The sequence below is a fragment of the Pseudomonas sp. TE4620 genome (assembly GCF_056279045.1).
This window is the reverse complement of the sequence record NZ_JBWBQO010000001.1, coordinates 4,208,625-4,228,786: the sequence shown is the minus strand read 5'-3', so window position 1 is coordinate 4,228,786 and position 20,162 is coordinate 4,208,625. Positions and strand designations below refer to the sequence as shown.

At 63.6% G+C, this 20,162-nt stretch carries 16 protein-coding genes; 4 read left to right on the top strand and 12 right to left on the bottom strand.

The genetic code is table 11. The features are described 5' to 3' along the window. Positions 1-256: 256 nt before the first annotated feature. From ACZ9A3_RS19530 to cra, 4 genes are all read right to left on the bottom strand, one after another. Positions 257-970 (bottom strand): DUF4225 domain-containing protein, encoded by a 714-nt coding sequence (locus ACZ9A3_RS19530; protein WP_476253030.1) that lies wholly within the window; start codon positions 968-970, stop codon positions 257-259. Further along, the gene (locus ACZ9A3_RS19525) at positions 958-1,452 is read right to left on the bottom strand and encodes an Hcp family type VI secretion system effector (protein WP_123566525.1); all 495 of its coding nucleotides are present in this window, start codon (positions 1,450-1,452) and stop codon (positions 958-960) included. The genes ACZ9A3_RS19530 and ACZ9A3_RS19525 overlap by 13 nt, the downstream gene beginning before the upstream one ends. 98 nt (positions 1,453-1,550) lie before the next feature. Continuing rightward, entirely contained in the window at positions 1,551-2,330 is a 780-nt protein-coding gene (locus ACZ9A3_RS19520) for a TatD family hydrolase (RefSeq protein WP_476253029.1), read from the bottom strand. 2 nt (positions 2,331-2,332) lie between these two features. Beyond that, complete coding sequence (gene cra, locus ACZ9A3_RS19515) at positions 2,333-3,328, bottom strand: catabolite repressor/activator (RefSeq protein WP_476253028.1); 996 nt, start codon at positions 3,326-3,328, stop codon at positions 2,333-2,335. A gap of 424 nt (positions 3,329-3,752) precedes the next feature. Between cra and ptsP the strand changes: the two genes are divergently transcribed. From ptsP to ACZ9A3_RS19500, 3 genes are read left to right on the top strand one after another with little or no spacing between them, the layout of a single operon-like run. Next, positions 3,753-6,611, top strand: coding sequence for a phosphoenolpyruvate--protein phosphotransferase (gene ptsP / locus ACZ9A3_RS19510; RefSeq protein WP_476253027.1), 2,859 nt, complete (start codon positions 3,753-3,755; stop codon positions 6,609-6,611). After that, positions 6,611-7,561, top strand: coding sequence for a 1-phosphofructokinase (gene pfkB, locus ACZ9A3_RS19505; RefSeq protein ID WP_476253026.1), 951 nt, complete (start codon positions 6,611-6,613; stop codon positions 7,559-7,561). Before ptsP ends, pfkB begins: the two co-directional genes overlap by 1 nt. Next, positions 7,558-9,294 (top strand): PTS fructose-like transporter subunit IIB, encoded by a 1,737-nt coding sequence (locus ACZ9A3_RS19500; RefSeq protein ID WP_476253025.1) that lies wholly within the window; start codon positions 7,558-7,560, stop codon positions 9,292-9,294. The genes pfkB and ACZ9A3_RS19500 overlap by 4 nt, the downstream gene beginning before the upstream one ends. On the opposite strand, the gene ACZ9A3_RS19495 is transcribed toward ACZ9A3_RS19500, so the two are convergent. Then, positions 9,295-9,525, bottom strand: coding sequence for a DUF3820 family protein (locus tag ACZ9A3_RS19495; RefSeq protein ID WP_093379533.1), 231 nt, complete (start codon positions 9,523-9,525; stop codon positions 9,295-9,297). Between the two features lie 201 nt (positions 9,526-9,726). Between ACZ9A3_RS19495 and ACZ9A3_RS19490 the strand changes: the two genes are divergently transcribed. Beyond that, entirely contained in the window at positions 9,727-10,203 is a 477-nt protein-coding gene (locus ACZ9A3_RS19490) for a PA2169 family four-helix-bundle protein (protein ID WP_045197145.1), read from the top strand. Here ACZ9A3_RS19490 and ACZ9A3_RS19485 read toward each other — a convergent pair. The 7 genes from ACZ9A3_RS19485 to ACZ9A3_RS19455 form a co-directional block, all read right to left on the bottom strand. Then, complete coding sequence (locus ACZ9A3_RS19485; RefSeq protein ID WP_476253345.1) at positions 10,200-11,693, bottom strand: GGDEF domain-containing protein; 1,494 nt, start codon at positions 11,691-11,693, stop codon at positions 10,200-10,202. The genes ACZ9A3_RS19490 and ACZ9A3_RS19485 overlap by 4 nt on opposite strands. A gap of 195 nt (positions 11,694-11,888) precedes the next feature. Continuing rightward, positions 11,889-13,220, bottom strand: a complete 1,332-nt coding sequence (locus ACZ9A3_RS19480) for an OprD family porin (protein ID WP_156160193.1) — start codon at positions 13,218-13,220, stop codon at positions 11,889-11,891. 205 nt (positions 13,221-13,425) lie between these two features. Beyond that, positions 13,426-13,641, bottom strand: a complete 216-nt coding sequence (locus tag ACZ9A3_RS19475; protein WP_258608050.1) for a hypothetical protein — start codon at positions 13,639-13,641, stop codon at positions 13,426-13,428. A gap of 175 nt (positions 13,642-13,816) precedes the next feature. Then, positions 13,817-15,199 carry a heavy metal sensor histidine kinase gene (locus tag ACZ9A3_RS19470; RefSeq protein ID WP_213603271.1) on the bottom strand — a complete coding sequence of 461 codons (1,383 nt, stop codon included), beginning with the start codon at positions 15,197-15,199 and terminating at the stop codon, positions 13,817-13,819. Beyond that, positions 15,174-15,848, bottom strand: coding sequence for a heavy metal response regulator transcription factor (locus ACZ9A3_RS19465; protein ID WP_045197149.1), 675 nt, complete (start codon positions 15,846-15,848; stop codon positions 15,174-15,176). The genes ACZ9A3_RS19470 and ACZ9A3_RS19465 overlap by 26 nt, the downstream gene beginning before the upstream one ends. Before the next feature lie 9 nt (positions 15,849-15,857). Next, positions 15,858-18,950, bottom strand: a complete 3,093-nt coding sequence (locus tag ACZ9A3_RS19460; protein WP_476253024.1) for a multidrug efflux RND transporter permease subunit — start codon at positions 18,948-18,950, stop codon at positions 15,858-15,860. Continuing rightward, entirely contained in the window at positions 18,947-20,113 is a 1,167-nt protein-coding gene (locus ACZ9A3_RS19455; RefSeq protein WP_476253023.1) for an efflux RND transporter periplasmic adaptor subunit, read from the bottom strand. The genes ACZ9A3_RS19460 and ACZ9A3_RS19455 overlap by 4 nt, the downstream gene beginning before the upstream one ends. Positions 20,114-20,162: the final 49 nt, after the last annotated feature.

The following is a 20,162-nucleotide window of genomic DNA, read 5'->3' as shown; positions in this document are numbered from 1 at the left end:
CTGAATCCATGAAAGAGAAATAGAAGTGGAGCGCACCAGCCAATAAATTGATAGTCTTCGATTATGTCGGGGCGGTATCCGAAATAAACAAAATGATCCTGTTTTGCGATTAAAAGATAGCAAACCCCAAAAAAGGCATTGTAAGCCAAGCAAAACAATAGCTTGGTCCAGCCTAAGGATGGCCCGGAAAAATGTAATTTTAAAAAAATAGAAGACGCAATGCCAATAATTGCAAATCCTATAAATGCTAATGGGATCATTTTTTTATTTCATCATGGATTTGCATTCCTGTGAGTATGTCAGCTATGACTTCGGAACCCAGCGTCCCTGCCCCCATATTTTTATAGCCCCGCTCGAAGTCAGATTTCAGGTAGCGAAATAAGCGCCAGGAGTCTTTCTTGAGAACATTTCTGCCGAAGCCGTAAGCCGATAAACCTAAGTCAATACTGTTGTATGCGATATTTCCTTCGCGATTTTGAAAGCCGGCCGTTTTAGCAAGGGACTGATATCCCTTACGGACCGGACCTTCGGTATCATTGCTTCTTGTAACGAGATTTCGCCCATTTTCATAAATGTTATTTGTTCCATGTGCCATAAGTGGCACTCCAAAAAATACACATAGGGATCCAACACTGGCGTAACAAATACCTCCGCCAGCTACGACCTGAGCGGTGCCAACAGCCACACCGAATCCTTTGAAAAATATCTCCTGCGACTGTTTGAGCAAACTCCGCTGCTCCTCCTGAATTTCTCTAAGCCCTTCCTCAGGGCTCAAGCGTCGCTGCTCGACATCATCGACCACGCGCTTGGCGTAGTACGCCAGCTCGCGGTTGAATTGCATGCGTACACCATCATCCTGAAGATGTCGGGCACTGATCGAGCAGGCGTAGCTGGTCAGGCGTGCGGCGGCGCTACTGACGTCCCATAGATCGTGTGAGCGCAGTTCAGGTTTTTTCTTCATTCGCTCCATTGCTTGTCCCCCCAAAAGGCATGACCGCTGGTGCCTGCCAGGTGATGAGTCCAGAAAATGTCGCGATAGCGGATGGCAAGGTGTTCCTGGGCATCCATGTCGTGCTGGAGAACCGCGTGGGGTACATCGATTCTCAAATCGACGACCATCCCGCCCCTGAGTTCTATGGTGTAGTACTTCTCATGGTGGCCGCTGGAAGAGATTCGAAAGAAGTTGATCAGGCACTTCAGCTCCTCTCGATTGGCCAGCGCCTGAGCCAGTAACGGTGATGCCTTGTCTATGTTTTTGCTGATGACAATCGGGCGGTGGGTGGCGTTCTGGGTGTTGCCGAGGTTGGAAAGGTTATGACTGTACGCCAGCACCATGATCTCGTCGCAATGCCCGGACTGATACTTGTTGCCCATTGAATCTGCGGTGGAGCAGCCAGCCGAGATCAACCCTTGCTGCCTGCCGGTGATGGTCATGTATCCATGATTGGCCATAAGCGTTACTCCCTGTAGTCAGAGAGCGCAGCCTAGATTCGAATAAGTTGATGGGTATGTAGGTCGTTTCCGAAAATTGTCGCTTTGGCCTGAAAGATTTACGCCCAGCCAAACAACTCACAAGCATTACCCGTACTCACCTCAGCCAACCGCTCAACCTCGATCCCCATGATCCCAGCCAGCGCCTGGGCAATCTGCGGCAGGTGCTCCGGGCTGTTGCGCACGCCGGGGAACATCACCGGGGGCATGTCTGGCGCGTCGGTTTCCAGCACCACGCTGTCGAGCGGTAACTGTGGCAGCACCTTGTGCAAGCGCAGCGCTTGCGGCCAGGTCGCGGCGCCGCCGAGGCCGAGTTTGAAGCCGAGCTTGTGGTACTCGCGGGCTTCTTCGACGCTGCCGGCAAAGGCGTGGATGATGCCGCCGCGCTTGAGTTTGTAGCGTTTGAGCGTGGCGATGACCACGGCGTGGCTGCGGCGCACGTGCAGCAGGGCGGGCAGGTTGCAGTCTGCGGCCAGTTGCAGTTGTGCTTCGAACAGCGCCTGCTGGCGTTCGCGGTCGAGTTCGGGCAGGTAGTAATCCAGGCCGAATTCACCGACCGCGCACAGCTGGCGCTCGCCCTGCAGGCGGGTCAGCCAGTCGCCCAATTCGACAAGGTGCTCGGGGCGGTGCTGGTCTAGGTAGACCGGGTGCAGGCCGAACGCGGCATAAAGTTGCGAGTCGCTGCGCACCAGGTCCCAGACCCGCTGCCAATTATCCTGATGCACCCCCAGCACCACCATGCGCTCGACCCCACCGGCCCGGGCGTTGGCCATTAAGGCCGGGCGGTCGGGGTCGAAGTCTGGAAAGTCCAGGTGGGTGTGGGTGTCGATCAGGCGCATGTTCAGGCCGGGAAGATTCGCTGTTTGAAGGTTCGACCGATGGCGTGCACGCCAGGTTGGTATTGCTTCTGTTCAACGGCGGCGAGGGCCAGTTTTAGCGCGGTTTCAGCGATTAGGCCGTGTTGCTGGGCCATGGCGTTGACCGGCAGCGGCAGAAAGTCGAGCAGTTGGTTGTCACCGAAGGTGCCCAGTTGCAGGCGGCGCGAGTCGGCCGGGCGCGCTTGCAGTACGTCGAACACGCCTTGCAGCAGCACGTAGGAAGTGGTCACCAAGGCGTCGGGCAAGCGGCCGAGGTCTTCGAGCAACTGGTTCATCAGGCGCTGGCCGCACTCGCGGCTGAAGGCTTCGCCTTGCAGGCGGCTGACGTTACCGCTGAAGCCTTCCAGGGCCTGGTCGAAACCACCGGCGCGGGCCTGGCTGACGCTCAGCTCCGGGCGCGCGCCGATCAGGGCGATGTGCGCAGGCTGGGTGGCCAGCAGGCTGCGGGTCAGTTGCTGGCTGGCGTTGCGGTCGTCGCTGACGATCGAGCAGAAGTGCGCGGGGTCGAGGCTGCGGTCGATGGCGATGATCGGCATGCCCTTGGCTTGCAGTTCGCGGTAGCTGTCGTCTTCTAGCGGCAGGCAACTGGCGACGAACAGGGCGTCGCAACGGCGGGCGCGAAACAGCTGCTGCAGCTGGCGCTCGCTGTCGGGCTGGTCGTCGCTGCTGGCGATCAGAAGTTGGTAACCCTGGGCCCGGGCGCGTTGTTCCAGTTGCTTGGCGATTCGCGCGTAGCTGGGGTTTTCCAGGTCGGGGAGGATGAAGCCGAGGGTACGCGTGTGCCGGCTGCGCAAACCTGCAGCCTGGGGGTTAGGGGTAAAGCCGTGGGCTTCGACCACCGCCTGCACCCGCTCGACAGTGCTTTTGCTGATGCGTTGCTGTTCGGCCTTGCCATTGATGACGTAGCTGGCGGTGGTGACGGACACACCGGCCAGACGCGCGATATCGCTGAGTTTCACCGCATTTTCCTTGTTATTACCGAGACTGGCTGCAAAGCCTGACCGGGTATTGTCGCCGATCCTGGAAGGATGGCGCAGACGACCATTGTCGCAATTGTCCTACAACATGGGCAATGTTGTTCACAGTTGGAGCGCAGTACCTGTAGGAGCGGGCTTGCCCCGCGATGAGGCCAGTACAGCCCACACATCATTACGACCGCTTCGCATTCGATCGCAGGGCAAGCCCGCTCCTATAGCAATACGACAAGCAGGGCTTCATTCATCCCACATTATCGAGTAACGTGCTCGTGAATCTAGATTAAACGTTTCAGCAGGCGATTTACTGCCGATCCCTTCGCCTGGACAGGGCCATTGCAACTGGCCCTTAGCTGAACAATTCACAACAATACCTCAGCACCGCCCTGGTGCTGCAAAGGAGAAGGTCATGCTCGAGCTCACCGTGGAGCAGATATCCATGGGCCAGTCGGCTGTGGATAAGTCGGCGGCGCTGCACCTGTTGGCCGAGCGCCTGGTCAGCGACGGCCTGGTTGCCGAAGGCTATCTGGCCGGCCTGCAAGCCCGTGAAGCGCAGGGCTCGACCTTCCTCGGCCAAGGTATTGCCATCCCCCATGGCACCCCCGCAACCCGCGAGCTGGTGCATGCCACCGGGGTGCGCCTGCTGCAGTTTCCCGAAGGGGTCGACTGGGGCGATGGCCAGATCGTCTACCTGGCCATTGGCATCGCCGCCCGCTCCGATGAGCACCTGCGTCTGCTGCAACTGCTGACCCGCGCCCTGGGCGAGACGGACTTGGCCGAAGCCCTGCGCCGTGCCAGCTCTGCTGAGGCATTGCTGAAGTTGCTGCAAGGCGCGCCGCAAGAGCTGGCGCTGGATGCGCAGATGATCGGCCTGGGCGTGCCCGCCGAAGATTTTGACGAGCTGGTATGGCGCGCCGCACGCCTGCTGACCCGCGCGCAGTGTGTCGGCGGCGGCTTTGCCGGGGTGTTGCAGCAGCTCGACCCGCTGCCGCTGGGCGAGGGGCTGTGGTGGCTGCACAGCGAGCAGGCGGTGCGCCAGCCGGGCCTGGCCTTCGTCACCCCGCAGCAACCGCTGCGCCACAATGGCCAGCCGGTGCAGGGCCTGTTCTGCCTGGCTAGCCTTGGCGCTGCGTATCAGGCCTTGCTCGAGCGCCTGTGCACGCTGTTGATCGAAGGCCGCGGCCAGGAGCTGTGCCGCGCCACCAACAGCCGCACCGTGCTGGAAGTGCTGGGCGGCGAGCTGCCTGCCGACTGGCCCAGCGCGCGTATCGGCCTGGCCAATGCTCACGGCCTGCATGCGCGGCCGGCCAAGGAGCTGGCGCAACTGGCGAAAAACTTTGATGGCGAGATTCGCCTGCGCCTGGTCGACAGCGGCCAGCCGGCGGTGTCGGCCAAGAGCCTGAGCAAGCTGCTGAGCCTCGGCGCCCGGCGTGGGCAGATGCTGGAAATCATCGCCGAACCCGCCATTGCCGGCGATGCCTTGCCGGCGTTGCTGGCCGCGATTGAAGCGGGCCTGGGCGAAGAGGTGGAGGCGCTGGCGCCCGTCGTCGAGGCGGTCATCGAGGTGATCGCCGAGCCAGAGCTTGTGCCACCGGCAGCGGGCGCGCTGATCCACGGCGTTGCCGCCGCGCCGGGCATTGCCAGCGGCCCGGCGCATATCCAGGTGCTGCGCGAGTTCGACTACCCGCTGCGCGGTGAATCGCTGCCGATTGAACGCCAGCGCTTGCAGCAAGCGCTTAGCAATGTGAACCAGGAGATCGCAGCGCTGACCCAGCGCAGCCCGGCCAAGGCCATCCGCGAGATTTTCGTCACCCACCAGGAAATGCTCGCCGACCCGGACCTTACCAACGAAGTCGACCAGCGCCTGCGCCAGGGCGAAAGCGCCGCCGCTGCGTGGATGGCGGTGATCGATGCCGCCGCGCGCCAGCAGGAGTCCTTGCACGATGCGTTGCTCGCCGAACGTGCCGCCGACCTGCGCGATATCGGCCGGCGGGTATTGGCCCAACTGTGTGGCGAAGCCGACGTGCCGGCGCCGGAGCAACCCTATGTGTTGGTGATGGAAGAGGTCGGCCCCTCCGATGTGGCGCGCCTCGACCCGCAACGGGTAGCCGGAATTCTGACCGCTCGGGGCGGCGCCACCGCCCACAGCGCCATCGTCGCTCGTGCCCTGGGCATCCCCACTGTGGTGGGTGCCGGCGATGCCGTGCTGCTGATTGCCCCGGGTACGCCGCTGCTGCTTGACGGCCAACGCGGGCGCCTGACCGTCGCCCCCGCCGCTGACCAACTCGAACGGGCCCTGGCCGAACGCGACCGCCGCGAGCAACGCCTGCAGGCCGCCAAGGCCCGGCGCCTGGAGCCTGCAATCACCCGCGACGGCCATGCCATCGAGGTGTTCGCCAATATCGGCGAAAGCGCCGGGATCGAAGCGGTGGTTGATCAGGGCGCCGAAGGCGTTGGCCTGCTGCGCACCGAACTGATCTTCATGGCTCACCCGCAAGCCCCCGACGAAGCCGTGCAAGAGGCCGAGTACCGCCGCGTGCTCGATGGCCTTGCTGGCCGGCCGCTGGTGGTGCGCACCCTCGATGTCGGCGGCGACAAACCCTTGCCTTACTGGCCGATCGCCAAGGAAGAAAACCCCTTCCTCGGCGTGCGCGGCATTCGCCTGACCCTGCAACGCCCGCAGGTGATGGAAAGCCAGCTGCGCGCCTTGCTGCGCGCTGCTGGCGACCGGCCGCTGCGGATCATGTTCCCGATGGTCGGCCAGCTCGAAGAGTGGCGCCAGGCGCGGGCCATGGTCGAGCGCCTGCGCGAGGAAATCAGCGTCAGCGACCTGCAACTGGGGATCATGATCGAGGTGCCATCGGCCGCCTTGCTGGCGCCGGTGCTGGCCCAGGAAGTGGACTTTTTCAGCGTCGGCACCAACGACCTGACCCAGTACACCCTGGCCATCGACCGCGGCCACCCGAGCCTTTCGGCGCAAGCCGACGGCCTGCACCCGGCGGTGCTGCAACTGATCGACATCACCGTGCGCGCCGCCCATGCCCATGGCAAATGGGTCGGCGTGTGCGGCGAGCTGGCGGCCGATCCGCAGGCGGTGGCGCTGCTGCTCGGCCTTGGCGTCGATGAGCTGAGCGTTGCTGCGCGCAGCATCGCCGAGGTGAAAGCCGAAGTACGTGAACTGAACTTTGAACATGCCCAAAAGCTTGCGCGCCAAGCCTTGCTGCAGGGCAGTGCCGGTGCAGTGCGGGCACTGCTGGAGACCCGTTGATGGCCAAGATACTGACCCTGACCCTGAACCCAGCGCTGGACCTTACCGTCCGCCTCGACAGCCTGCAGGCCGGCCAGGTCAACCGCAGCCAGGCGCAGCACAGCCATGCCGCCGGCAAGGGCCTGAACGTTGCCCAGGTACTGGCCGATCTTGGCCATAGCGTGACGGTGGGCGGCTTTCTCGGTCGCGACAACCTGGCGCCGTTCGAGGCCCTGATCGGCCGCCGTGGCTTTGCCGATTGCTTCGTGCGGGTAGCCGGCGAGACCCGCTGCAACATCAAGCTGGTCGAAGCCTGCGGCCAGGTCACCGATATCAACGGCCCCGGCCCGCAGGTCGATGAGCAGGCGCGTCTGGAACTGCTGACCCGCCTGGAGCAGATCGCCCCCGGTCACGCTGCGGTGGTGGTCGCCGGCAGCCTGCCGCAGGGCATCAGCCCGCAGTGGTTGCAGATGCTCCTGGCCCGGCTCAAGGCCATGGGCCTGAAAGTGGCTCTGGACACTAGCGGTGAAGCCTTGCGGGCCGGGCTTGCCTGCGGGCCGTGGCTGGTCAAGCCGAACACCGATGAGCTGAGCGAAGTGCTTGGCACTGCGGTGCATGATGTTGCCCAGCAGCAACAAGCTGCAACCCGGTTGATCGGCCAGGGTGTCGAACATGTGGTGGTGTCCCAGGGCGAGCAGGGCGTCAACTGGTTCCGCCAGGGCAGCGTCCTCAGCGCCGTGCCGCCCAAGGTCACAGTAGCCAGTACCGTCGGCGCCGGTGATTCGCTGCTGGCGGGCATGGTCCATGGCCTGCTGAGTGCCGACACGCCGGCGCAAACCCTGCGTCGGGCCACGGCGATTGCCGCCCAGGCGGTGACCCAGATCGGTTTTGGCATCAACGACCGGGCGCAACTGGCGCAACTGGAAAGCCAGGTGCAGCTGACAGAAGCACAACAAGAGGCTTGCAGATGAACATTGCCATCGTCACCGCCTGCCCCAATGGCCAGGTCTCCAGTGTGCTCAGTGCGCGCCTGCTGGAAGCGGCCGCGCTGCGCCAGGGCTGGAGCACCAGCGTTGAAGTGCACGACCCGCAGCAACCCGAGCGGCAGTTATCGGCGGCGGCGATCGCTGCCGCCGACTGGGTGCTGGTGGTCAACACCGGCCCGCTGGAGCTGCGCCGTTTCGCCGGCAAGCGCCTGTACCAGAGCACCCCGGCGCAAGCCCTGGCGGATGTCGAAAACTTTCTCCGTGAAGCGGCCGAAAAGGCTGTGGTTTATCAGCCCGAAGCCGAGCCGGTTGCAGCGCCGGTAGAGCGCAGCGCGAAGATTGTCGCGGTCACTGCCTGCCCGACTGGCGTCGCCCATACCTTCATGGCCGCCGAGGCTTTGCAGCAGGCGGCGCAGCAGCTGGGCTACCAGCTCAGCGTCGAGACCCAGGGCTCGGTGGGGGCGCGTAACCCCTTGTCGGCAGCGGCCATTGCCGACGCCGACGTGGTGCTGCTGGCCGCTGATATCGAGGTGCCCACCGCGCGCTTTGCCGGCAAGCGCATCTACCGCTGCGGCACCGGCGTTGCCCTCAAGCAGGCCCAGGCGACACTGAAAAAAGCCCTGGCCGAAGCCCGCGAAGAAGCTGCCGTGCAAGGTGCAAACGCAGCGCCTGCGCGCAGCGAAAAAACCGGGGTGTACAAGCACCTGCTCACCGGCGTGTCGTTCATGCTGCCGATGGTGGTGGCCGGCGGTTTGCTGATCGCGCTGTCGTTTGTGTTCGGTATCGAGGCTTTCAAAGAGCCCGGCACCCTGCCTGCAGCATTGATGCAAATCGGCGGTGACGCGGCGTTCAAACTGATGGTGCCGCTGCTGGCCGGTTACATCGCTTATTCGATAGCCGACCGTCCGGGGCTGGCGCCGGGGATGATTGGCGGCTTGCTCGCCAGTACCTTGGGCGCGGGGTTTATCGGCGGGATCGTCGCAGGCTTTCTCGCCGGTTACAGCGCCAAGGCCATCAGCCGCTGGGCGCGCCTGCCCAGCAGCCTTGAGGCGCTCAAGCCGATCCTGATCATCCCGCTGCTGGCCAGCCTGTTCACCGGCCTGGTGATGATTTACGTGGTCGGCAAGCCGGTGGCCGGCATGCTCGAAGGCCTGACCCATTTTCTCGACAGCATGGGCACCACCAACGCGATTCTGCTCGGCGTGTTGCTCGGCGGGATGATGTGCGTCGACCTCGGCGGGCCGATCAACAAGGCGGCCTATGCGTTTTCGGTCGGGCTGCTGGCGTCGCAGAGTTATGCACCGATGGCCGCGACCATGGCCGCCGGCATGGTACCGCCGATTGGCCTGGGCATCGCCAGCTTCATTGCCCGGCGCAAGTTCGCCCAGAGCGAGCGCGAAGCCGGCAAGGCGGCGCTGGTGCTGGGCCTGTGTTTTATTTCCGAGGGGGCGATTCCGTTTGCCGCCAAAGACCCGCTGCGGGTGATCCCGGCCAGTGTCGTCGGCGGTGCGCTGACCGGCGCCTTGTCGATGTACTTCGGCTGCAAGCTGATGGCGCCCCATGGCGGCCTGTTCGTCATGCTGATCCCCAATGCGATCAACCATGCCGTGTTGTACTTGCTGGCGATCGTCGCCGGCAGCCTGCTGACGGCAGTGGTGTATGCCGTGCTCAAGCGTGGTGAAGGGGTGGAGCTGACCGTGCAGCCGGCCAAGGCCTGATCAGTTGCGCGGGCGCGGGTACTTCTTGCGCAGGGGGACCAGCAGGTCGCTCAGGCCGTTGTGATCGACCTCGTGCATCAGCGCCAGCAGGCTACCCAGCTCGCCCTTGGGAAAGCCCTGGCGGGCGAACCAGTTGAGGTAGTGACCAGGCAGGTCGGCGATCAGCCGGCCCTGGTATTTGCCGTAGGGCATTTCGCGGGTGACCAGCAGGACGAGGGCTTCCGGGTTCATGGCAAGGCTGTTCTTTGAAGAGGTGGGCCAACATACATGCAATCTGCATGAAGGCCAAAGGACAGTTCATGCAGAACGCGTGCAAGTGATAAGTTCATTTAATTTCAAGTTATTGAAAGTTAACGATATTTTTTATGTTCGCCGGCTGGCACGAACCCTGCTCCGATCTATTGCACTTCCCTCATGCAAAGGAGCAACGTCATGACTACCCCCAACAAAGAAGTGGTCTCGGTTCTCAACGAACTGATCGAGTTCAGCAAGGATGGCGAAAAGGGTTTCAAAACCTCTGCCGAGGATGTGAAAAATCCGCAGCTCAAAAGCTACTTCATCCAGCGTGCCGGTGAGTGCGGTAGCGCCGCCGCCGAACTGCAACAGCAAGTGCGCAGCCTGGGCGGCGACCCGGAAACCTCCACCAGCGTCAGCGGTGACCTGCACCGTGGTTGGGTCAACCTGAAGTCGATGCTCACCGGCAAGGATGAAGAAGCGGTGCTCAACGAAGTCGAGCGCGGCGAGGACCACGCCCTGAAAGCCTACAAGGACGCCCTGGAAAAACTGGCTCGCCTCAACACCCTGCCAAGCAGCGAGGTGTACGCGCTGGTTGAACGCCAGTACCACGGTGTGCAGCGTAACCATGACCAGGTCAAGGCCCTGCGCAACCAGGCTCGCGCCAGCTCTTAACGCGCAGCCTCGACCCGGTTGCGGCCGTTGCCCTTGGCACGGTAAAGCGCCTCGTCGGCATCGCCCAGCAAGGTCGCAAGATCTTGCTGGGCGCCTGGCGTGTGGCAACCGATGCCGATACTGACGGTCACCGGCGCTGTGTCAGCGCCAAACGGCGGCAACGCCTCGACGGCTGTGCGAATGCGTTCGGCCAGCAGCAGTGCCCCCGGCAGTTCAGTCTCCGGCAACACCACCAGAAATTCCTCACCCCCATAGCGTGCGGCCAGGTCGGCCGGGCGGCGAATGCTGCTGGCAATCGCTGCGGCCACCTGGCGCAAGGCGGCATCGCCACCCGGGTGGCCATGGCGATCGTTGAAGGCCTTGAAGTGATCGACATCGACCATCAGCACCGCCAGCGGCCGGGCATTGCGCAGGCTTCGCGCCCATTCCTGGCGCAGCACCTGGTCGAGGCGCCGGCGGTTGGCAAGGCCGGTCAGGCTGTCGGTGGCGGCCAGCGCCGCCAGGCCTTGTTCGGCGCTCTGTCGGCGGCGTAATTCGCGACCCAATAGCAGGGTCAGCCAGAGAATGCCGATGCACAGTACGCCGGTGGCGACGCTGACCAGCACGGCGGTGCGCCGCCACGACTCGAAGACTTCGTCGGCGGAGTGGGCGACGATGACGATCAGCGGCAAGTCGCCAACCCGGGCGAAGGTAAACAGCCGTTCTTTACCGGTGCGGGTGGAAACCCCGGCAAAGGTGCCGCTGACATCGGCGCGCATGCGCTGGAAGTTCGGCCGGTCGCTGTAGTTCTGGCCGATTTTTGGTTCATCCGGGCTGCCCGGCTGGCGTACCAGCAGGGCGCCGTCGGTGTTCATCAGGTTGATGCTGCTGTCGGTGCCGATGTCCAGGCGCTGGAACAGCGTGCTGAAGTACGACAGGCGCAAGGCCCCGGCAGCCACGCCGAGAAACTCGCCGTGTGGCCCGGAGATGCGCCGGCTGAAGCTGATGCACCAGTCCAGGTCGCCCAGCCGCGCCTTGAACGGTTGGCCGATGACCAGCCCCAGGTCAGGGTTGTCGCGATGCTGCTGGAAGTCCTTGCTGTCGGCGAAGTTGGCCTGGCGCGGGATGGCGCTGGTGGAGTCTGCAACCACGTCGCCCTTGGCATCGAGCCAGAGGATATCGCCACGTACCGGTGCGGTAACGGCCTGGTTGAAGAGAATCTGCTGGCGCAGCTCGACCGGCACGGCGAGCAGTTCCGGGCGCTGCACGGCCCAGATCAGGCCTTGCAGGGAAAGGTCATAGAGTTCGACATTGCGCACGATGTCGCTTTCGATCAGCTGCACTATGTTGCTGGCCGAGCGTGCGGCAGCCTGTTCGACGCTGCTGCGTTCGCGCATCAACAGGAAGGTGACGATGGCGACGATGGCGAGCACCGCGAGGCAACTGCCCAGGTTGAGGATCAGCTCCGGATGAGACTTGTACAGGGCGGATCGCTGGGATCGGGTGGGCAACGTCATGGTCACTGATGCCGAAGACCGTCTGGAAAGTGCGGTATTACTGCGCGGCGGCCGTATTCTAGGGGCGCGCGGATTGTCGGACAAGGATTTAATGGTGACATTCTGACGAATGTGGGAGCGGGCTTGCCCCGCGATTGCAATGGGTCAGACCCATCGCATCGCGAGTCAAGCTCGCGCCTACAGCTTCGATCAGAAAATGTTCAGCGGGTAGTCAACGATCACCCGGTACTCGTCGACATCGTTGTCGATGTGCGAGTAGCCCTGAGTGCCACGGTGCGAGGCCCAGCGCAGCAGTACCGAGAGGTCCTTGAGCTGGCCTTGCTGGAACACGTACTGCAGGTCGACGTCACGTTCCCAGTGCTGGGCATTCTCGCCGTCGGCGTTGTACCAGTGGCCGTAGCCGACGCTGTTGGGGTCGACCTTGCTCATGTCCAGCTCACCGCGCGAGTAGGACACAATCGAGGTCAGGCCGGGGATGCCGGCACCGGCGAAGTCGTAGGCGTACTTGAGCTTCCACGAGCGCTCGTTGGGGCCGTTGAAGTCCGAGTAAATCTGCGAGTTGTCGAGAAAGACGCTGTCGCCCTGGTTGATGTAGTCGAACGGGGTGTTGCCGTTGACCCGCTGGTACACCGCGGTGAGGCTGTTGTAGCCGACGTTGACGGTGAAATGCAGGCTGTAGGTGTTGTTGTCGATGTGCCCGAGCAGCGCCTGGCCGGTGTCCTGGGTGTGGTAGAAGTGCAGGCCGGGGTTGAGGCTGACCAGCTCGTTGAGCTGCCAGGTGTAGTCCAGATCGAAGTAGTACTGGTTCCAGATGTCCTTGAGCTCGGCGGCATACAGGCTCGAGGTCAGGTTCGGTACGCCGCTCCAGGCCACCCCGGCCCAGTTCAGGTGGCGGCTGTCGCGCTCGTCCTGCAACTTGCCGTAGAAGGTGTCGATGCGCCGATGGCCGCTCTGGTTGTAGGGCTTGGTGAAGCTGGCCTGGCCGGCTTCGAGCATCACCCCGTCAAAGCTGTTGTTGGTGACGCTGACGCCACGGAAGGTCTGCGGCAGCATGCGCGACTCGCCGCCGGCGATCACCGGGTTGGTGAGGAACAGGTCGCCGGCCTTGAGCTCGGTGTCGAAGGCTTTCATCTTCAGCGCAGCGCCGGCAGTGGAGAACGAATCGTGGGCCTTGCCCGGTTCGCCATCGCCCTTGGTGTTGATGGGCAAAATACTCGAGCCGGAGGTACCGCCACCGCCGTCGAGTTTCAGCCCGAGCATGGCGTGGGCATCGAGGCCGAAACCCACCGTGCCTGGGGTGTAGCCCGATTCGAACTTGCCGAGAAAACCCTGGCCCCATTCGCGGTTGTCACGCACGCCTGGCAGCAGCTGGTTGCGGTTCAGGTAGTAGTTGCGAGCGTGCACATTGAGGCTCGACCCTTCGATGAAGCCTTCGGCCTTTTCCTCGTCGGCCTGGGCGCTGCAGGGCATCGTTGCAGCCAATGCAACGAACAGTGGGGTGAAGCGTAAAGCAGTGTTCACCGGTGTGGACTCCTTGGGGTGAATGTACGGCAGTTTTTATTGTGTGAAAGACGGTCTTGTTATGAACAAACGAGCCAGCGCGCTGGCATTTTTCGACACACGAAAAAAAGCCGCTGATCGGCAGCGGCTTTGAAAGACAACCGCACAGGCGCTCAAGTCACCTGTACGGCCATCGAGGGAGTCGAAGGAGTGGAGCGTGTCGCTATCAGCTATCGGAAGCGTCACTCGCTTGAGCCTTGGAAGCGGTCTGTTCCAGGCCTTTGGCCTGCTCGGAACGTTGCGCGGCGAAGGCTTCCTGAACGACGGCGGCGCGCTCGGCATTACGGGCAACAAAGGCCGGGGATTCTTCAGCCATGGCCAGTGGCGACAGCAACAGGGACGACAGGACGAATACGCTGGCAACACCCATACTGTTGGACATTTGCAACAACCTTCTTGCTTGGCAAGTGTGGATTAGGTTTGACTAAATTAGTCGGAAATGGGTGATAGAAACAGTTACTTTTAGGATAAGCACTGTTGCGTCAAAGGTAATAGTCATCGCGGGTCAAGCCCGCTCCCACAATGGATCTGTGTACACCGGACCTGCGATGAGGCCCTCAGGCCGGCAACAGGATCCCGAAGGTATTGGCCCCCGCCTGGCTGCGCACGAACACGCTGCCGCCATGCATCAGCGCAATCGCCTTGACGATCGCGAGCCCCAGCCCGTGGTTGCCGGCGCCGCTGTTGCTGCGCGCTGCATCCACCCGGTAGAAGCGTTCGAACAGCATCGCCAGGTGTTCCTCGCCAATCGCCGGCCCCGGGTTGCTCACGGCGATGCTTACCTGGCCGTGCTGCTCCTCGATTCGCACCTGGATCACCTGCTCGGGCAAGGTGTGCTGCACCGCGTTGTTCAGCAGGTTGATCAGCGCCCGGCGCAGCTGGGCCTTTTCGATGCGCGCCTGGGCATCGCCGCTGACCTGCACACTGATGCGCGCGTCCTCGAGGATGTAGTCCAGGTAGTCGAGAGTGGTCGCCACTTCTTCGGCCAGCGAGGTGCTGGTCAGCGCCGTGGCCTTGCTGCCCTGGTCGGCGCTGGCGAGGAAGAGCATGTCGTTGATGATGCTGCGCAGGCGCTCGAGTTCTTCAAGGTTCGATTGCAGCACCTCGAAGTAGTGCTCGGCGCTGCGCCCACGGGTCAGGGCGACCTGGGTCTGGCCGATCAGGTTGGTCAGCGGCGAGCGCAGTTCATGGGCGACGTCGGCGTTGAAGGCTTCCAGGCGGCTGTAGGCCTGGTCGACGCGCTCCAGGGTCGAGTTGAAGGCGCTGGCGAACTGCGCCAGCTCCGGGGCGAGGTCGGCCAGTTGCAGGCGCCCGCTCAGGCGCGGTGGCGCCAGCTTTTGAGCTTCGGCCGAGAGTGCCAGCAACGGCCGCAAACCATAGCGCGCCACCCAGTAACCGAGCAACGAGGCCAGCACCACGCCCAGTACCGACAGGCTGATGATCGCCACCAGCAAGGTGTGCTGGGTTTGCCAGAAAGTCTCGGTGTCGATGCCGATCAAAAAGCGCAGGGCCGGGCGCTTGCCCATGGCCGGCAGTTCGCTGACCAGTACCTTGTAAGGGTAGGGGCTGGCGGCCAGGTGCAGGTCGCGCATGCCCAGCCGGCCCTGGGCAAAGGTGCGGATGCTGGCGTCTGGCTGGCCATACTCGAACGGGCTACCGTCGCTGACCACCCAGAAGCGGATGCGCCGGTCTTCTTCGCTGAGCAAATTGAGCTTGTTGGTGATCTTCTGCCAGTGCTCGCGGGTGTCGTAGCGGGTCAGCGACGACTCCAGCACGCTGAAGCGCGCTTCAAGCTCGGCGGTGGGCAGCAGGTCGAGGCTGCGGTCGACCTGCTTGTACAGCGCGGTTCCGATCACCAGGAACACACCCAGCGCCACCAGGGTGAACAGCGCGCTCAGGCGCAGGGCGATGGAGTTAGTCGGCACGGTTTTCCAGAACATAGCCCATGCCTCGGATGGTGTGCAGCAGTTTGGTTTCGAAAGGCCCGTCGAGCTTGGCGCGCAGACGCTTGATCGCTACCTCGACGACGTTGGCGTCGCTGTCGAAATTGATATCCCAGACCAGCTCGGCAATCGCCGTTTTCGACAGAATTTCGCCATGCCGGCGGGCCAGCACGCTGAGCAGCGAGAACTCCTTGGCGGTCAGCTCCAGGCGCTGCCCGGCGCGGCTGGCCTTGCGGCTGATCAGGTCGACCCAGAGGTCGGCGACCTGGATCTGCACCGGCTCATGGCCGCCGCCACGGCGGGTCAGGGCTTGCAGGCGGGCGACCAGTTCGAGGAACGAGAACGGCTTGCCAAGGTAGTCGTCGGCGCCTTCGCGCAGGCCGTGGATGCGGTCTTCGACCCGCTCGCGGGCGGTGAGCATGATCACCGGCGTCTGCTTGCGCGCACGCAGGGCGCGCAGCACACCGTAGCCGTCCAGGCCCGGGAGCATCACATCGAGGACGATCACCGCATAGTCGCCTTCCAGGGCCATGTGCAGGCCATCGATACCGTCGCGCGCCAGGTCCACGGTAAAGCCTTGCTCGCTGAGGCCGCGGTGCAGGTAGTCGGCGGTCTTTTGTTCGTCTTCGATAATCAGCACACGCATGGTCGGCTCTCAACTGGCATCGGTTTGCGCCATGGTCACGGCCGTCTGGCGCCGGTGGAACAGGCGTTCCAGGGCCAAGTATATGACCGGTGTGGTGAACAGTGTCAGCGCCTGGCTGACCAGCAGCCCGCCGACCACAGCAATGCCCAGTGGCTGGCGCAGCTCGGCGCCGGCGCCCATGCCGAACATCAGCGGCACGGCGCCAAGCAGGGCGGCGAGGGTGGTCATCATGATCGGCCGAAAACGTGTCAGGCAGGCCTTGTGGATCGCCTCTTCGGCGCTCAGGCCCTGGTGGCGCTGGGCGTCGAGGGCAAAATCGATGAGCAGGATGCCGTTCTTCTTGACGATGCCAATCAGCAGCACGATGCCGATCAAGCCCATGATCGAAAAATCCTCGCCCGACAGCCACAACAGCGCCAGGGCGCCGAGCCCGGCCGAGGGCAGGGTGGAGATGATGGTCAGCGGATGGACGAAGCTCTCGTAGAGCACGCCGAGGATGATGTACACCGCCACCAGCGCCGCGAGGATCAGCCACGGCTGGCTCGACAGCGAACTCTGGAAGGCCTGGGCCGCACCCTGGAAGGTGCCGATGATCGAATCGGGCATGCCCAGTTCGCGCTGGGTGCGTTCAAGAATCTGCACCGCGTCGCCCAAGGCGACGCCGGGGGCCAGGTTGAACGACAGGTTGGCAGCCGGGAACAGGCCGTCATGGGCAATCGACAACGGCCCGGTGCTCGGCGCCGCGACCTTGGCCAGCACCGACAACGGCACCATCTCGCCGCTCAAGGGCGAGCGCAGGTAGAAGTAGTTGAGGCTCTCGGCCTTGCCGCGCTGGCGGGCGTCGAGTTCGAGGATCACCTTGTACTGGTTGGTCTCGGTCTGGAACTCGCTGATCTGCCGCTGGCCGAAGGCATCGTAGAGCGCCTGGTCGACGTCGGTGGTGGTCAGGCCGAAACGCGCCGCGGCCTTGCGGTCGATGTCGATGCGGGTAACGCTGGCGCCCAGTTGCAGGTCGTTGGACAGGTCGCGAAAGGCCGGGTTGGCCTTCAGCCGCTCGGTCAGGCGCTGGGTCCAGAGGTTCAGGGCCGGGCCGTCGTTGCTCTTGAGCACGTACTGGTACTGGCTGCGGCTCGGTCCGGAGCTGAGGTTGATGTCCTGGCCGGCGCGCAGGTACAGGACCACGCCTGGCACCTTGGCCAGCTTCGGCCGCAGGCGGTCGATGAATTCGCTGGCCGAGACGTCGCGATCGCCGCGGTCCTTGAGGGCGATCCAGAAGCGGCCGTTGGCGATGGTCTGGTTGCTGCCGGTCACTCCGACAGCATGGGAGAAGGCTCGCACGGCCGGGTCGGCCTCGACGATCCTGGCCAGCGCCTTATGTTTTTCGAGCATGTCCGGGTAGGAGACATCGGCCGCCGCCTCGCTGGTGCCGAGCACGAAGCCGGTGTCCTGCACCGGGAAGAAGCCTTTGGGGATGGCAATGTAGCCGACCACCGCCAGGGCGAAGGTCAGGCCGAACAGGCCCAGCATCAGTCGCTGGTGGGCCAGGGCCTTGACCAGCCCGCGCTCGTACCAGCCGAGCAGGCGGCTCGGGGCGTCATGGGCGTTGTGCTGCGGGCGGCGCATGAACAGGGCGCAGAGGGTCGGCGCCAGGGTCAGCGACACTACCACGGAAATCAGGATGGTCGAGGTGGCGGTGAGGGCGAACTCCTTGAACAGCCGCCCGACCACGCCGCCCATGAACAGCAGCGGAATGAACGCGGCAATCAGCGAAAAACTGATCGACACCACGGTAAAGCCGATTTCGCCCGAGCCCTTGATCGCCGCCTCGCGCATGCCGTCACCGGCTTCCAGGTGACGGTGAATGTTCTCCACCACCACGATCGCATCATCGACCACAAAGCCCACGGAGATGACGATGGCCACCAGGGTCAGGTTGTTCAGGCTGAAACCGAACAGGTACATCAGGGCGAAGCTGGCCACCAGCGACACACCGAGCACGCTCGACACGATCAGGGTCGCCGACCATTGGCGCAGGAACAGCGCCATTACCCCGATCACCAGCAGCACGGCGATCATCAGGGTGATCTCCACCTCGTGCAGCGAGGCGCGGATGGTCTGGGTGCGGTCGTTGAGCACCGACACCTGCACGGATGCCGGCAGCATCTGCTCAAGCCCCGGCAAGGCCGCCATGATGCCGTCGACGGTATCGACGATGTTCGCCCCGGGCTGGCGGAACACCACCAGGTTCAGGCCCTGCTGCTTGCCGGACCAGGCTTTGACGTAAGCGTTTTCGGCGCCATTGATGACCTTGGCAACATCCTGCAGGTGCACCGGCGCGCCGTCGCGGTACGAGACGATCAGTTGGGCGTATTCCTCGGGGTGGAACAACTGGTCGTTGGTGGCGATGGTCGACACGCTGTTCTGCCCGTATAGCGCGCCCTTGGCCAGGTTCAGGCTGGTCTGCTGGATGGCCTGGCGCAGGTCGGCCAGGGTCAGGCCCAGGGCGGCGAGTTTTTCTGGCTGGGCCTGTACGCGGATGGCCGGGCGCAACTGCCCGGTGATGTTGATCAGGCCGACCCCGTCGATCTGGCTCAACTGGCGGGCCAGCAGGGTTTCGGCGTAATCACTGAGCTCGTTGGCCGGCATCTGCGCCGAGCTTACGGTAAGAATCAGCACCGGGCTGTCGGCCGGGTTGACCTTGCGCCAGGTCGGTGGGCTGGGCATGTCCTGGGGCAGGCGCGCGGTGGCGGTGTTGATTGCTGCCTGGACTTCCTGGGCGGCGGTGTCGATGCTCTTGTCGAGGGTGAACTGCAAGATCAGGTTGGTCGAGCCCAGGGCGCTGCTGGAGGTCATCTGGGTCATGCCGGGGATGGCGCTGAACTGCACCTCCAGCGGCGTGGCCACCGACGAGGCCATGGTTTCCGGGCTGGCGCCGGGCAGTTGCGCGGTAACCTGGATGGTCGGGAAATCGGCTTCGGGCAATGGCGCCACCGGCAGGCGCGGAAAGGCGATGACCCCGAGCAGCACCAGGGCGAAGGTCAGCAGCAGGGTGGCGATCGGGCGGTCGATGCACCAGGCGCTGATCGAGCCGCGCGGGTTCATGGCTGCACCTTGGCGCTGGTCACGTCTTCTGGCGGCGGTGCCTCAGGGGCGATTTCGACATGGGCGCCGGGCTTGAGCCGCGACTGGCCGTCGGACACCAACCGGTCGCCAGCTGCGACCCCGGCAATGATGTTCAGCACGCTGTCCTGGTAAAGCACCTTGACCGGCACGCTGTCGACCTTGTCGCCATTGAGGCGGTACACGTAATGGCCGTCGATGCCGCGCTGCACCACTTGCGGTGGCACCACCAGGGCTTTTTGATCCAGCGCGGTCTGCAGCTTGAGGGTCACCAGTTGCCCGGGCCACAGCCGCGCATCCGGGTTGGCGAACTCGGCCTTGATCCGGATGGTGCCGGTGTTGGCCGCCACCTGGTTGTCGATCAGGCTAAGCCTGCCCTCGCCCAGCAGCGTGCCGCCGCTGTCGCCGTCGCCTTCCAGGTAGGCTTGCACCACCGCCGGGGTTGGCGCGGTGAGCAGGCCCTGCAGGGTTGGCAGCAATTGCTGCGGCAGCGAGAACTCGACACCGATCGGGTCGATCTGGGTCACGCTGAACAGCCCCTGGGTGTCGGCCACGCGCAGGAAGTTGCCCTCGTCGACATTGCGAATACCGACCCGGCCGGTCACCGGCGAGCGAATCTGCGTGTACGAAAGTTGCACTTGAGCGGCGGCAATCGCGGCCTGGTTGCCGAGTACCGTGGCCTTGAGCTGGTTGAACAGTGCCTGCTGCTGGTCGAGGGTCTGTTTTGAGACGCTGTTGTCGGTGCTCAGCAGCCTATAGCGCTTGAGGTCGACTTCGGCCACCTGCAACTGCGCCTGGCTCTGGCCCAGTTGGGCCTTGGCCTGTTCGAGGGTGGCGCGGATCGAACGGTCGTCGATGGTGGCCAGCAGGTCGCCTTGCTTGACCGCCTGGCCTTCTTTGACCAGCAACTGCGTCAGCAGCCCTTCGACCTGCGGGCGAATCACCACGCTGTGCAGCGACAGCACCGAACCGATGCCGCTGACAAAGCGCGGCACGTCCTGCTGCTTGACGCTGACCACGCGCACCGGGATGGCGCTACTGGTGGTGGATTGTTCCTTGCCGGGGCGGTTGACCAGCCACAGGGCGATGCCTGCCAGGGCGATGAGCAGGGCGCAGATAACGAGGGAACGAGGCTTGATTCGCATGCTTGCAGGGCACCGCGGACGGAAGGGTGAGTATTTAGCGTTATAGCTG